General features: G+C 53.5%; 13 protein-coding genes. 7 read left to right on the top strand and 6 right to left on the bottom strand.

Annotated elements, in window-relative coordinates; genetic code table 11:
• Positions 1-50: 50 nt before the first annotated feature.
• Positions 51-1,340 (bottom strand): polyhydroxyalkanoate depolymerase, encoded by a 1,290-nt coding sequence (locus tag JF44_RS0113000; RefSeq protein ID WP_033069406.1) that lies wholly within the window; start codon positions 1,338-1,340, stop codon positions 51-53.
• A gap of 700 nt (positions 1,341-2,040) precedes the next feature.
• On the bottom strand, positions 2,041-2,172 hold the full coding sequence (locus JF44_RS20650; RefSeq protein ID WP_272945640.1) for a hypothetical protein: 132 nt from the start codon (positions 2,170-2,172) through the stop codon (positions 2,041-2,043).
• A gap of 896 nt (positions 2,173-3,068) precedes the next feature.
• Here JF44_RS20650 and zwf point away from each other — a divergent pair.
• The 5 genes from zwf (at position 3,069) to JF44_RS0113030 (ending at position 8,798) form a co-directional block, all read left to right on the top strand.
• Positions 3,069-4,556 carry a glucose-6-phosphate dehydrogenase gene (zwf, locus tag JF44_RS0113010; RefSeq protein WP_033069408.1) on the top strand — a complete coding sequence of 496 codons (1,488 nt, stop codon included), beginning with the start codon at positions 3,069-3,071 and terminating at the stop codon, positions 4,554-4,556.
• 81 nt (positions 4,557-4,637) lie between these two features.
• Positions 4,638-5,357: a 6-phosphogluconolactonase gene (pgl, locus tag JF44_RS0113015; RefSeq protein WP_033069409.1), complete on the top strand. Its 720-nt coding sequence runs from the start codon at positions 4,638-4,640 to the stop codon at positions 5,355-5,357.
• A 5-nt stretch (positions 5,358-5,362) separates the two neighbouring features.
• A complete protein-coding gene (gene edd / locus JF44_RS0113020; RefSeq protein ID WP_033069410.1) occupies positions 5,363-7,195 on the top strand; it encodes a phosphogluconate dehydratase in 1,833 nt (610 codons plus the stop codon).
• Positions 7,195-8,133 (top strand): glucokinase, encoded by a 939-nt coding sequence (gene glk / locus JF44_RS0113025; protein ID WP_033069411.1) that lies wholly within the window; start codon positions 7,195-7,197, stop codon positions 8,131-8,133. Before edd ends, glk begins: the two co-directional genes overlap by 1 nt.
• Positions 8,134-8,156: 23 nt before the next feature.
• A complete protein-coding gene (locus JF44_RS0113030; RefSeq protein ID WP_033069412.1) occupies positions 8,157-8,798 on the top strand; it encodes a bifunctional 4-hydroxy-2-oxoglutarate aldolase/2-dehydro-3-deoxy-phosphogluconate aldolase in 642 nt (213 codons plus the stop codon).
• A gap of 129 nt (positions 8,799-8,927) precedes the next feature.
• On the opposite strand, the gene JF44_RS20355 is transcribed toward JF44_RS0113030, so the two are convergent.
• On the bottom strand, positions 8,928-9,161 hold the full coding sequence (locus JF44_RS20355) for a hypothetical protein (protein WP_156111686.1): 234 nt from the start codon (positions 9,159-9,161) through the stop codon (positions 8,928-8,930).
• 148 nt (positions 9,162-9,309) lie between these two features.
• Here JF44_RS20355 and JF44_RS0113040 point away from each other — a divergent pair, with 148 nt between their 5' ends.
• The gene (locus JF44_RS0113040; RefSeq protein WP_033069414.1) at positions 9,310-10,179 is read left to right on the top strand and encodes a LysR family transcriptional regulator; all 870 of its coding nucleotides are present in this window, start codon (positions 9,310-9,312) and stop codon (positions 10,177-10,179) included.
• A gap of 238 nt (positions 10,180-10,417) precedes the next feature.
• A complete protein-coding gene (locus JF44_RS20195; RefSeq protein WP_081944446.1) occupies positions 10,418-10,567 on the top strand; it encodes a LysR substrate-binding domain-containing protein in 150 nt (49 codons plus the stop codon).
• Between the two features lie 105 nt (positions 10,568-10,672).
• On the opposite strand, the gene JF44_RS0113050 is transcribed toward JF44_RS20195, so the two are convergent.
• Genes JF44_RS0113050 through JF44_RS0113060 form a run of 3 tightly spaced genes read right to left on the bottom strand, consistent with a single transcriptional unit; the run spans position 10,673 to position 13,476 of the window.
• Positions 10,673-11,728, bottom strand: a complete 1,056-nt coding sequence (locus tag JF44_RS0113050) for a nickel/cobalt transporter (protein ID WP_238318449.1) — start codon at positions 11,726-11,728, stop codon at positions 10,673-10,675.
• Complete coding sequence (locus JF44_RS0113055; RefSeq protein WP_033069416.1) at positions 11,649-12,344, bottom strand: DUF1007 family protein; 696 nt, start codon at positions 12,342-12,344, stop codon at positions 11,649-11,651. Before JF44_RS0113055 ends, JF44_RS0113050 begins: the two co-directional genes overlap by 80 nt.
• Positions 12,304-13,476, bottom strand: coding sequence for a zinc ABC transporter substrate-binding protein (locus JF44_RS0113060; RefSeq protein WP_238318447.1), 1,173 nt, complete (start codon positions 13,474-13,476; stop codon positions 12,304-12,306). Before JF44_RS0113060 ends, JF44_RS0113055 begins: the two co-directional genes overlap by 41 nt.
• Positions 13,477-13,668: the final 192 nt, after the last annotated feature.

Genomic DNA, 13,668 nt, shown 5'->3' on the forward strand with positions numbered 1-13,668 from the left:
AAGAAAAAAGCCGCCTCGTTAAACGGGCGGCTTTTAATGCAAGTTGCGGATTATTCGGCGGCGTTAATCCGTGTGATATCCGGTGCACTCCTTGCACCTTTGCCTTCTTGATCGTGGCGCCGGATGAATTCCTTGATCCGCGGGCTGATCTGTTCGCGCCAGCGACGCCCGTTAAACACGCCATAATGACCAACGCCCTGCTGAATATGATGCATACGCATATTGTCTGGCAGGTTGGTGGTCAGTTTGTGCGCGGCCCGGGTTTGCCCCATGCCGGTAATGTCATCACGTTCGCCCTCAACGGTGAGCAGGGCGGTTTTGGTGATGGCGGATGGTTCGACCGGAATGCCCTGCCAGCGCATGGTGCCCTCGGGCAGGCTGTGTTCATGGAACACGGATTTTAGTGTTTGCAGATAGAATTCCGCTGTCATGTCCATGACAGCAAGATATTCATGATAGAAATTACGCTTGGCGTCCGCGCTTTCACCGTCGCCTTCGACCAGATGCAGGAACATGTCATGGTGGGCGGAAACGTGACGGTCCCAGTTCATGCTCATGAACCCGGCAAGCTGCATGAAGCCCGGATACACACGTCGCATCACCCCGGCATGGGGCAGCGGAACATGCGAAATCACATGGCGTTCAAACCAGTCCAGACTGTGCTGTTTGGCGAATTTATTGACGTCGGTCGGGTTTTCGCGGGTATCAATCGGGCCGCCCATCAGCGTCATCGAGGCAGGTTGGCAGGTCTCATTGCCTGCTGCCATCAGGGATGCGGCAGCCACCACCGGAACAGATGGCTGGCATACCGCCATCATGTGGGTGTTAGGGCCAAGCTTGCGCAGGAAACGCATCAGATAGTCGATATAGCTATCAAGATCGAAATGACCAAGATGGACCGGCACCAGACGGGCATCCGTCCAGTCGGTAATATAGACGTCATGATCTGGCAGCAACGCTTCGACCGTACCGCGCAGAAGGGTCGAAAAGTGGCCCGACAGTGGGGCAACGATCAACAGGCGCGGGTCATCGGGCTGCGTCTTGAGATGGCCGGTCTCGCGCTTGAAATGCAGAAGGTTGCAAAACGGCTCGCTGTGAACGACTTCTTCGGTAATCGGCACGGTTTCACCGTTGATCACGGTCGAATCAAGGCCGAATTCAGGTTTGCCGTAACGATGGGTAATATGGGTAAACACGTCACATGCTGCTGCCGCTGCCCGACCCTGATGGGTATAGGACATCGGGTTGGCAGGATTGCGCAGCCACTTCTTGCTGGCATCCGCGGCCATCCGAAGCGGGCTGATCGTGGCGTGCTGCAATTCATATAGGTGATACAGCATTTGTTCTCACTCCCGGGTGATGGGCATCTTGACGCCAATTCACCGCTGGTTACGGCATTTCATCCTGATCTTTGCGTGCGCTGCTTTTGCGAAACACGTTCTGGCTTTTCTGGTTATGGACCGGGATAACCTTGTCCCGTTCTGATTGCGCAGCAGCATTTGGCTGGTGCTTCGTGTTCAGAAATCCAAATAATTGCTTTGAAGCCTACGTTAGTTGAGCTTACTTGCAATAGCCATTAAGTATGATGAAATTCCAAATTATCGTTTTTCACACTGATTCAAACGAAAAATTGCCCCCATGTCGAGTGAAATTTTGCAACGCAGCGTAAGTTGTTGCGTTGCAACAAGTGTTTCAAGCTTGAAATGATCTCGCTTTGTCGTGCTGTGCCTGTTTTGAGGTGTGCCAGAAAGAATCGCGGTTTTTGCACGTGGCTACAGGTGCCATCAATCTGAAGTCCACCGAGAAAAAAGACGCCGCTATCGGGGAGATAGCGACGTCAAATACGCGGAGTATGCGGAGATCATTATTGCGGTCCATGAGGCCGGTTTGGGAAGACCGGGCGAAAGGGAAGGTCTGACCGACAGGCGGGACAGGGTTTGGGTGCGGGGTAGCCTGCCGGTCAGACGCCCGAGATGGACAAAAGCTTGGTGGCTTATGATCCGGGCCTCACAGATTTAGATAACGTATGTTGGGAACTTCTCAGACAAGACCGCGAAGGGTTTGCGCCATGCCAATCCCGATCACGAACAGGAAAAATCCTGTGCTGCCGACAACTGCAACAGTGCTGCAAAGCTCGTTTAAGCGGGTCGGGTTCTCGATCAGTTTCAGCATGGTTTGTCCTCCTCAATCTGTCTGAGGAAACCATACTGTTCTGATTTTGTTCCCGCAAGAACAAAATTGGAACAAAATTGGATAATCTTGTTTATTCGTTTGAAATTAAATACAAAAATCATGTTCTCAAATGTTCTCATTTTATGACTTGATTAGAACATTCGGGTGTTTTTCATGTATGCCTGCTGTGCGGGCGGCCGCGGAAAATGGCGATTCCTTACGAGTCTTGAGCCAAAATAAGCTTATTTGGGTTCGAGTTGCGGAAACCCGGAACGGGTGAATAAGGGTGAATAAGGGCGGGGCGGTGTAAATCCTGCTGTTGTCGGGGGGCTGTTTTCATCGGGTTTCGAAACACATTTTGTACGTCCAAGTGTCATCGGAAGTTCTTTTGACCAAAGCCGGACCAGTCTGCGCACAATCAAACTGTTGCACGTTGCTTCAAGTGGCCTAGAATAAAAGGAAATCCGGTCGTGCGCAGGGGTGTTTTGCAATAAACTGTTACGCTTAAACCGGATTTCGGTAAAACGTCGATTTTCGCGCGTGATCGCAGTGGTCTTGACCCCTTGGATCGTGTAACAGTGCGCGAACTGGTTGTGATTTTTGCCGTGCTGATCAGGACACAGCAAGGCAGTAGATTACGGCTTTGGTCGTTAAACATACCAAATGATTGATCCGCTCTGGCGGGAAGTCATTTCGGTCATCCCCAAAAGGGGCGACAGATCAAAGTCATCTTGATTGATTGCCATGAATTGATCAGATGACAGAATAGAGGCACTTCCGGAAAGGCCGGACTTGCCACCACGGCACAGCGCCGTGCCCCGATTGTCTGCCAGGATCGCAAGATCCGGGGTCCCACCTTGGCGACGGGAAGGAAACGTTGGAAGGCTAAGGGCATAATGAAACAAAGGCTAAAGCATCGTATCGCGGATATCGTGATTTTCGGTGGGACCGGAGATCTGGCGTTACGGAAACTTTTTCCCGCACTTTATGAAATGGAACGCACCGGGCGTTTCGACGATGAAACCCGTATCTTTGGCGCATCGCGTAGCGAACATAGCGACGACGCATTCCGGGATAAATTGCAAGAAGCCGGGAAGAAATTCATTCCCGAAGGCGAATTTGATGCAGAGACCTGGACGAAATTTGCCAGCCGCATCGCCTATGTACAGGTTTCCGCCGGCGACGAAGCCGGTTTCAAGCTTTTGCATGAAAAATTGTCCGATCAACCTGATCGTGACCGGGTTTATTATTTCTCCACCAGCCCGGCCCTGTTTGCCGACATGGCCTTTAACCTGAAAAAAGCGGGTCTGGTTACACCGAATTCCCGTGTCGTACTTGAAAAACCGCTGGGCCACGATCTTGATAGCTGCCGTGAAATCAACGGTCAGATCGGCGAGGTGTTTGAGGAAAACCAGATTTTCCGTATCGACCATTATCTTGGCAAGGAAACGGTGCAGAATCTTATGATCCTGCGCTTTGCCAATGCGATGTTCGAGCCGCTCTGGAACAGTGCGCATATTGACCATGTGCAGATCACCGTCGGCGAAGAGGTCGGTGTTGAAGGGCGCTGGTCCTATTACGATGACGCAGGCGCCATGCGCGACATGGTACAGAACCATATGTTGCAGCTTCTGTGTCTTGTTGCGATGGAACCGCCCTATGTGCTTGATCAGGATGCAGTCCGCGATGAGAAGGTAAAAGTGCTCAAGGCGCTTCAGCCGATCAATGACAGCAATATCGACAGTTCCACTGTGCGCGGCCAGTACCGCAAGGGTGCTGTGGGTGGCAAGGAAGTGCCGGGTTATCTTGAAGAAGAAGGTGCCAATACCGATAGCACCACCGAAACTTTCGTCGCGATCCGGGCCGAGCTTGATAACTGGCGCTGGTCCGGGGTTCCGTTTTATCTGCGCACGGGCAAACGTCTGCCGAAGCGTCATTCGGAAATCGTTATTCAGTTCCGTGACGTCCCGCACCAGATTTTCCCGCTGGCAAAATCCATGACCAACTATCAGGCCAACAAACTGGTTCTACGTTTGCAGCCTGATGACGGTATCCATCTTGTTCTCAACAACAAGAACCCGGGACCGGGTCTTGTGCGGTTGCGTCCGACGGCTCTTAACCTGTCCTTTGCTGAGGCATTTGGCGGGCGTAGCCCGGATGCATATGAGCGCCTGCTGCTTGATGCGATTGATGGCAATAACACGCTGTTCGTCCGTCGTGATGAACAGGACATTGCCTGGCAGTGGGTCGATGCCATTCAGGAAGCGTGGCACAATAACCATATCACGCCCAAGGGATATACCGCCGGAACGTGGGGGCCATCAGCTGCCATTGCATTGATTGAACGCGATGGCCGGACCTGGAACGAAGAAGCCGGGTTCTAGGATTGTGCGAGCCTGGCCTTTGGTCATCTATCGGGCGGGGCCATCACACTTGCAGGATTATCCCAACGTCGGGAAGAAGACATGACAAACGAACGCACCTTTAAAAGCGGCGATGAAATGCTTGCGGCAATGGTCAAGGAAACCATTGATCGTCTGGAATTCGCCATTGCAACCCGCGGCCACGCCAGCATTGCTGTTGCCGGTGGACGTTTCCCAAAGCCGCTGTTTGAAACACTTTCCAAAGCCCGCCTTGATTGGTCAAAAGTGGTTGTCACCCTTGGCGATGATCGCTGGGTCGGGCTTGATGATGATCAGTCCAATGAAAAGCTGGTTCGTGACCATCTGTTTATCAACGAGGCGCAGAACGCCCGGTTTGTATCGCTGAAAACATCAGACAGCAGCCCGGAAGATGCAGTCGAAACCGTGAGCGCGCGTCTACGAACCGAAATGCATTGGCCGATTGATATCGTATTTCTGGGGATGGGGGATGACGGCCATACGGCATCGCTTTTCCCATCCTCAACGCCCGAAGCCCTGCGCAAGGGGCTTTATCCCGAACATGGCGAAATCGTCGCCGCTGCCCGCCCGACCGTATCCCCGGTTCCGCGCATCAGCATGACGTTGCCCGCCATTCTTAACGCCCGGTATATTGGAATCCATATTACCGGACAGTCCAAATGGTCGACCTATGAGACCGCGAAAAACGGCACCGAAATCGAAGAGATGCCGGTTCGCGCAATCTTGCAACAGACTGACGTTCCCGTCGATCTGTGGTGGAGCGCCGAGAACCCGAAAGGCTGAACCCCATGAAACGTGAAATCGAACAGATTACAAAACGCATTATCGAGCGTTCCAAACCAACCCGCGAAGCATATCTTGCCAAGATCGAGGCAGCGGCATCCGATCGCCCGCATCGATCCGCCTTGTCATGCGGCAACCTTGCCCATGCCTCTGCCGGGTGCAGTGCTGCTGACAAGGAACGTATCAATGGTGACGAGGGTGCCAATCTTGGCATCGTGACGTCCTACAACGATATGCTCTCGGCCCATCAGCCACTGGGTGTCTATCCGGACCGTATCAAAAAGGCTGTGTTTGAGGCCGGTGGCACCGCACAGGTCGCCGGTGGTGTTCCTGCCATGTGTGATGGTGTGACCCAAGGCCGCCCGGGCATGGAGCTTAGCCTGTTTTCGCGTGACGTGATCGCGATGTCGACGGCGGTTTCCCTGTCTCATGATGTGTTTGATGCCGCGATGTATCTTGGTGTGTGCGACAAAATCGTTCCGGGTCTTGTCATGGGCGCATTGTCCTATGGTCATATTCCGGCTGTCTTTGTTCCGGCGGGGCCGATGCCATCAGGTCTTCCGAACGATGAAAAGGCCCGCATCCGTCAGCTTTATGCCCAAGGCAAGGTTGGTCGCAAGGAACTGCTGGAGGCCGAAACGGCCTCTTATCACAGCCCGGGTACCTGTACTTTCTATGGCACGGCGAACTCCAACCAAATGCTGATGGAAGTCATGGGGCTGCATCTGCCTGGTGCGGCGTTTGTCAATCCGAACACCGAATTGCGCGATGCGCTGACCGAAGAAGCCGCACGTCGTGCACTTGCGATTACGAAACTTGGCAATGACTATCGCCCGATAGGCAAGGTTCTGGATGAAAAGGCCTTTGTGAACGGTATCGTTGGGTTGCTTGCGACCGGTGGGTCAACCAACCATACCCTGCATCTGCCGGCCATGGCACGTGCTGCCGGGATCGAGCTTCGCTGGGATGATTTTGACGAATTGTCGCGTCTGGTGCCGCTTCTGTGCCGCGTCTATCCGAACGGGCAGGCCGATGTGAACCATTTCCATGCCGCAGGCGGTATGGGCTTTGTGATTTCGGACCTTTTGAAAAACGGCATTCTGCACCCGGATCTTGAAACCATTCATACTGGTGGCATGGCAGCCTATGGCACCGAGCCGTATCTGGATAACGGCAAACTTGCATGGCGAGATGCCCCAGCCGACAGTCAGGACGAAGATATCCTGCGTCCGGCAGAAAAGGCATTCAGTGCCGATGGTGGTCTTCGGATGCTTGCGGGCAATCTTGGTCGTTCCGTCATCAAGGTTTCTGCTGTGAAGCCGGAAAACCGCGTGATCGAAGCCCCGGCAGCGGTGTTCTCATCGCAGGAAGAAATGATGGCGGCCTTCAAGGATGGCAAGCTTCATCGTGATGTGATCTGTGTTGTACGTTTCCAGGGGCCGAAAGCCAACGGCATGCCCGAACTGCACAAACTGACCCCGCCGCTTGGTGTGCTTCAGGACCTTGGGTACAAGGTTGCCCTTGTGACCGATGGCCGTATGTCTGGCGCATCGGGCAAGGTCCCTGCCGCCATTCACGTTACGCCAGAAGGCATGATGAACGGCCCGATCGCCAAGGTCAAAGATGGCGATATCATCCGGCTTGATGCCGAAACCGGTGAATTGTTGCTTAATGTCACTGACGAAGAACTTGCCAAACGTGACTTTGCGACCTTTGACCATAAGGCCGAACATCAGGACGGCTTTGGCCGCGAGATGTTTGGTGTCTTCCGCGAACATGTCGGTCTGGCGGAACTTGGTGCTTCTGCTGCCTTCCCGGGGGAGGCTGAAGTCGCGTAATGCAGCTTGTTGGTGATATTGGCGGGACCAATGCCCGCTTTGCCTGGCTGGATGCGGCCGGTGATCCCCATACACCCATGACATTGCCGGTGCGTGACTATGACACAATCGGTGATGCCATGCGCGATTTTATGGCCAAAACCGATTGTACAGATTTACGTGAATTTGCTGTGGCGGTGGCATGTCCGGCCATGGCAGATACAGTCAAATTCACCAATAATCCGTGGGTGTTTTCCAAGGACGCGCTCAAGGCTGAATTCAACCTTGATCGTCTTGTCGTCGTCAATGACTTCACCGGTCTTGCGATGTCGGTACCCTATCTGGGGCAAGAAGACCTGATCACGCTATTTGATGGTCCGGGGCGACCGGGCCTGCCATTGGCCGTGGTCGGGGCAGGAACCGGTCTTGGCGTGTCGGGGCTTTTACCCCATGAAGGCAAATGGTTGCCCATTCAGGGCGAAGGTGGGCATGTCTCGTTGCCGGCGGTGGATGATCTTGATTATGAGATCGTCAAGTTTCTGGGCAAGGAGCTTGATCGCGTATCGGCCGAACGGGTGCTTTCGGGCATGGGCATCGAAAACCTGTATCGGGCACTGGCAGCGATTGACGGGCTTGATGTCCCGCCCAAAACGGCCGCAGAGGTCGTTGACGGGGCGCTTAAGGATCATGATGCCCTGTGTCTTAAGGTTCTGGATCGGTTCTGTCTGTTCTTGGGCGGCGTGGCCGGTGACCTTGTCCTGACACTTGGCGCCTTTGATGGTGTGTTTATTGGTGGCGGCATTGGTCCGCGCATTACTGACCATATGAAACAAAGCGGTCTGAAAGAGCGGATGATCGCCAAGGGCCGTTTCCGTGATTTAATGAATGATGTGCCGGTGCGCCTGATGACGGCGAAATACCCGGCCCTGATCGGTTGTGCCAAAATATTGACGGCCTGACCGGCAAACTGGAGGAAGAGTTTATGAGCCTTTCATCGCGTGAAATTCTGTCCAAAGCCCCGGTGGTGCCGGTTCTGGTGATCGAAGACGCAAATGACGCTGTGCCATTGGCCAAGGCGTTGGTCGCGGGCGGTTTGCCCGTGCTTGAAATCACCCTGCGCAGTGCTGCGGCTGAAGAAAGCATCAAACGCATTATCGCCGAAGTTCCCGACGCCATCACTGGTGTTGGCACTGTGATTAATGCCAAGCAGATGGAACGGATGGCCGAAATCGGTTGCGCCTTTGCTGTGTCGCCCGGTCATACTGAAAGTTTGCTGAAATCAGCAGCCGACACAGGATTGCCGTTACTGCCTGGCGCGGGAACACCGTCAGAGATCATGAACCTGATCGATCACGGGTATGACATTTTGAAGTTCTTCCCGGCAGAACAGCAGGGTGGGGTTTCGATGCTCAAGGCCATTTCCGGCCCGATACCCCAAGTGCAATTCTGCCCGACGGGTGGGGTATCGCTTTCCAATCTTGGGGATTATCTGGCATTGCCAAACATCATCACTGTTGGCGGGTCGTGGGTTGCGCCCAAGGATGCGGTCAAGGCCGGTGATTGGGCAAAGATCACCCAACTGGCACAAGAAGCAACGGATAAGGTCAAGGCGCTTCGTGCCTGATGATGGAATGCCAACCGGCTTGGATAGTTGCATCCGTGCCGTTCTAAACGCAAAAAAGGGACCCGCGTGGGTCCCTTTTTCAATCAGGGTCGTCCATGCGACTTTCTCGGCGTCGCGTCCGTTCACGCCTTAGCGTGAGATGCGGTCAACGTACCAGGTGGTACCGTTGAATTTACGCTGCAGGCCAAGGTCGGCAAGTTCGGCATGGCTAAGCGAATCCCAACCGTAGCTGGTGGCTTTTTTGTCGCGGGCAGTGGTGAACTTGCTTGCGATCTGGCTCAGAAGCGACCCGAACGGCATACGCTTGGTGAACGGGTCTGATGCGACGTTGAACTGCGGTGCAGCGGAAACCGTGTGTGCCATAATGGCCTCCTTTGATCTACGGTTGAGTATCTTGCGATTTCTGGAAAATGTCATATGCGAAATAAAACGGGAATTAGGTTGTTTTGCATATTTAATGTGCGAAAATGCACAGAAATCGAAGCCATTTTTCAGGGAGTCAGAACGGGTCATGAATTGGGATGATTTACGCTACTTCCTTGTTCTAGCACAGGAAAACAGCCTTTCGGGCGCTGCGCGACGTCTGCGAAAAGAGCATACCACAGTTGCGCGTAGGGTAGAGGCGCTCGAAAGTGACCTCGGAACCAAGCTTTTTGATCGACTGCCGCGTGGTTGGCAATTGACTGCTGCGGGGCGAAATCTTGTGCCTGTTGCCGAACGAGTCGAAGAAGAAGCTCTGACCTTCGAACGTCAGGCCAAGGGGGATGAAGCCGCCCACGGGGTGGTGCGTATTTCCGTGCCACCTGTTGCAGGGCGGGTGTTGTTTGCCCCGCGTCTTGCCAGATTGCTCAAGGCGCACAAGGGGCTTGAATTTGAAATCATTGGGGCTGCCAATATCGTTAATCTTGCGCGCCGCGAAGCCGATGTGGCGGTGCGTATGATCACCCCGCATGAACCGGGGTTGATCACGCGGAAGCTCGTTGAGTTGGGGGTTGGGCTATATGGTGCTGTTGGTTATCGCGACCGGGTTGCCGAAATGGATTGGGAAATCTGCGGTTATGATGACACGGCTTATGGGGCTGCAAAATTCGAGTTTGTCCGTAATGTGCTAGGAAGGGAATTGCCCTGCCGTTTTCGATCCGATGAAACAGAAACCGTTCGACAGTTTATAACGGCCGGACATGGGGTCGGTGTGTTGCCACGGTATCTTGGTGACAAGGATGATGAACTTGAACTCATCCATGCAGACCTTGATGGACAAAGCCGTGAAAGTGTCTGGATGTTGGTGCACCCCGACATGCGCCGCTCGCCGGGGGTGCGTCTTGTGATGGACGCTCTGATCAAGGCAGCCGACAATATTGCCGAAGAGTTTCAGGTCTGAGCAGCGGCACCAAAACACATCTTCATGACGCAGATGTTGCTGTGCGGATGGCAATGCCGGATCAAGACGGGGCGATTTCCCGTAAACGAACGAATCTGCGCTTTGCAGTTTATGCGGCAAAGGGCTCCGCGACCCGTGTGCCGCAAGAAAAATGGGAATTTTGTGCCAACTACCACAATCCATCTGACGACAATCAGCAAGGTTGGCTGTGGAACAAGCTGGGCCGTGAACTGTCAGTATGGGTACAGCTGATGACACCCAGACCATTTTGACCTTTGTTGCTGCGGGACACGGGGTGGGACTGTTGCCGCGCTACATCGCGGATCCCGATGATCGGCTTGAACTGGTTCTTGATGATGCTCCGGATAAGGTCAGCAAACCCGTCTAGTTGGTTGTGCATCCCTATATGCGTCGGTCCCCGGGGGGAAAGAATGGTCATGGATGCATCAATCAAAGTCACCGAAAGCATTCCGGTGAAATACAAGTCCTGATTCTACAACCACCCAAGTTGCCGGGCAGATGCCAGTAACAACATCACCCCGAACAGGGTAATGGTTGCAGCCCCGGCAAAGCCAACCGTGCGTCGAATAGTACCGGATGTAGATTCGGAAAAGCCAAACAGATTTTGTGTGCCGGTACGGATACCAATCGCTGCGAGGCCGATCAGGCTGATTGTCAGTGCGACGCCAACAGCCATGGCAAATGCTGCCCCGATCCCGATCAGAAACATGCCGTTTGCAAGCGTAAAAAGCAGTACAAGGATTGATCCGGTACAGGGGCGCAAGCCAACAACAATGCCGCTTGTGATCATCTGCCAGTCGGTTTGAGCAACCGGCGAGTGGGTGGGGTGTTCGTGATTATGGTCATGATCATGATGGTCGTGATGGTGATCATGGCCATGGCTGTGGGGTGTCGGTCCATGATGATCACAACAATCATCACGCCCTTGCAGAATGCGCAATCCCATGACGGCGCCAAGGACTGCAATCAGCGCATATGAAACAGCCTCCATGATCAGGCCGTTCTTGGTCACGGCGGCCGGGCCAAGGTTCAGGACCAAGGTCAGGCCACCAACCATGATAATTGCTGATACGGCCTGAACCATGGCAATCAGGCTTCCCATGGCAACACCCTGTTTCCATCCCGCATCGCGTGACAGGAAATAGGTGGTCGTGATCATTTTACCATGCCCGGGACCAGCGGCATGAAACACCCCATAGGCAAAAGAAAGGGCAATGATCATCAGGCCCGGCCAAAAACTGTCGCCATTTTTGGCATCGCGCAGGGTTGCGGTGATTTCGCGGTTCAATTTGGTCTGGATGATAACCGTTTGACCAATAATACCCGAAAGCCAGTCAGGCAGGGCAATTAAACTGTCATCTTCGGTGTCACTTTGCTGTACCAGGCTTGGTTCTGTGCTTTCAGCCGTGCCGCGCCCAAGCAGGTTCGATGACTGTGCCCAGGCCGGATCAGTCGACGAGAACGAAATCACCAGGAGCAAGGCCGCCAGAACCGCTGCCATCTGCCACTTTGCCGGAACAAACAACATCGGCACGGACCGGAGCGACAAGGTCAAAATAGATGCGGTTCTTTTCATCTTCGCTCATCTCGAAATGGCAGGACAGGTTCTTGGCGCCGGAAAACAGGACCGGATCGACCTGCGTGTAGGCGACATCGATATAATATTCCGCGTCATAGACCGACAGGCTGATGGCATCCTTGGTCGGATCCAGCGGGGTCGAAAGGTTCAGCTTGAAATCATAACTGACCCGGCGGTCGTCAGTGATATCTGCGGTGAAATCTGATGCGCTGCTAAAGGTGACCAGTTCTTCATTCTGGCGGAGATGGGTGAGCCATGAAAATTCGGACAGTGCCGCAAATGCATTGTCATGAACGGCGGTATTTTCCGCGCCAAAGAATCGGGTGTCATGGTTTTTGTCGAATTCGTCGATCATGGTCATGCTGAACAGATCATCAAACAGCCAGTGAACACGAACAGCGGTGATCATGTCATCTTCAAACACAAATTCGGCATTTGCATCAATCCAGACATGCGGATGGGCAAATGCCGAATGGCTGGTTGCCAGCATCAATGTACCAGCAACCAGCGAACTCGAAACAATATTACGAACCCTGCCCGAGGCATTCGACAAGGGCGTCAACATTCTGCTTAAGAATTTCCTGATAGGCGTTTGGCCCGGCATCAATCTTTGCGCCCAGCGGATCAAGGATCCCGGTGCGAATGCCGGTGTCTGAGACAACGGCTTGGACGATTGCCGGGCGGAATTGTGGTTCGGCAAAGATGCAGACGGCGCCTGTGTCACGAATTTTTTCTTCGATTTCATGAAGGCGTTTTGCTCCGGGCTTTTGATCGGGCGATACGGTGATTGATCCGATTGCATTCAAGCCAAAGCCGGATTCGAGATACTGGTACGCATCATGGAATACGACATAAGGCTGGTTTTGGATCGGCGCAACCTGTGTCCTGAGATCATTACCAAGCTTTTCCAAGCTTGCAAGTAACGTCTGCAGGTTTTCGCGGTAGTCCGCGGCATGTTCGGGATCAATTTCTGCCAGTTCATCGGCAATCGCGATTGCGATGGTTGCACCGTTGGCCGGGTTCATCCAGATGTGTGTATCAACATCGTCATGTGCGTGATGGTCTTCTTCATGGTGTGCGTCATGACCGGCATGTTCTTCTTCATGTTCATGCTCATGCTCATGCTCATCATTTGCGTGTTCGTTATGGTCGTGATCATCATGGCTGTCATGGTCGTGATCTTCATGGTCACCATGCTCGTCATGATCATCGCCAGCATGGTCTTCATGGTCTTCATCACCGTGATCATGCATGTGGCCTTCCCATGTGCCACCTTCGCGCGTCTCCAGCAGCGAAAGGCCGCGTAAGGAAACAAGTTCAAGCTGATGGCTGTCTTCTGACAGGGTTTGCAGCGGCTTTTGCAGGAAGCCTTCCAAAGCGTGGGAAACATAAACCACAAGATCAGCATCGCGCAGCGCGCGCGCTTCGCTCGGTCGCATGGAATAGGCATGCGGGCTTGAAGCGCCGTCAATCAAAAGAACCGGCTCGCCGACACCCTGCATGATTGCACTCGTGATGCTGTGGATCGGTTTGATCGATGTCACGACTTGGGGTGCATCATCACCATGTGCTGCCGCAGGTGTGCTGAGGCTAAGCGAAAGCGGGACGGTTGCAATAAGCGGCGCAGCAAGAAGAAAACGCATGAACGAAGGAGGGAAGGATGACATGAATTCGATCCGGTTTGTGAAGGCAATCATTTTGAATTTTCTTGTTATGTTATATCATAACAAGAAGTCAAGGGAATAGATTGCGGAGACTGTTGGATGGGTTGATGCTTTGCGTCTATTAAATGTTATTTCTTGATCGTAATAAGGCTATTTCACAGCCGAAATGAAAAATCTGCATTGGAAGTTATTTTGCTGGAAGCCTTGCGACATAACGTGTGAGCA

The organism is Thalassospira australica (assembly GCF_000763295.1).
In the GTDB taxonomy this organism is placed as follows: Bacteria; Pseudomonadota; Alphaproteobacteria; order Rhodospirillales; family Thalassospiraceae; genus Thalassospira; species Thalassospira australica.

Bases quoted from the DNA above. Each gene is read 5' to 3' on its own strand.
- JF44_RS0113000 (WP_033069406.1), bottom strand. From the start codon at position 1,340: ATGCTGTATCACCTATATGAATTGCAGCACGCCACGATCAGCCCGCTT.
- JF44_RS20650 (WP_272945640.1), bottom strand. From the start codon at position 2,172: ATGCTGAAACTGATCGAGAACCCGACCCGCTTAAACGAGCTTTGCAGC.
- zwf (WP_033069408.1), top strand. From the start codon at position 3,069: ATGAAACAAAGGCTAAAGCATCGTATCGCGGATATCGTGATTTTCGGT.
- pgl (WP_033069409.1), top strand. From the start codon at position 4,638: ATGACAAACGAACGCACCTTTAAAAGCGGCGATGAAATGCTTGCGGCA.
- edd (WP_033069410.1), top strand. From the start codon at position 5,363: ATGAAACGTGAAATCGAACAGATTACAAAACGCATTATCGAGCGTTCC.
- glk (WP_033069411.1), top strand. From the start codon at position 7,195: ATGCAGCTTGTTGGTGATATTGGCGGGACCAATGCCCGCTTTGCCTGG.
- JF44_RS0113030 (WP_033069412.1), top strand. From the start codon at position 8,157: ATGAGCCTTTCATCGCGTGAAATTCTGTCCAAAGCCCCGGTGGTGCCG.
- JF44_RS20355 (WP_156111686.1), bottom strand. From the start codon at position 9,161: ATGGCACACACGGTTTCCGCTGCACCGCAGTTCAACGTCGCATCAGAC.
- JF44_RS0113040 (WP_033069414.1), top strand. From the start codon at position 9,310: ATGAATTGGGATGATTTACGCTACTTCCTTGTTCTAGCACAGGAAAAC.
- JF44_RS20195 (WP_081944446.1), top strand. From the start codon at position 10,418: ATGGGTACAGCTGATGACACCCAGACCATTTTGACCTTTGTTGCTGCG.
- JF44_RS0113050 (WP_238318449.1), bottom strand. From the start codon at position 11,728: ATGTTGTTTGTTCCGGCAAAGTGGCAGATGGCAGCGGTTCTGGCGGCC.
- JF44_RS0113055 (WP_033069416.1), bottom strand. From the start codon at position 12,344: ATGTTGACGCCCTTGTCGAATGCCTCGGGCAGGGTTCGTAATATTGTT.
- JF44_RS0113060 (WP_238318447.1), bottom strand. From the start codon at position 13,476: ATGATTGCCTTCACAAACCGGATCGAATTCATGTCATCCTTCCCTCCT.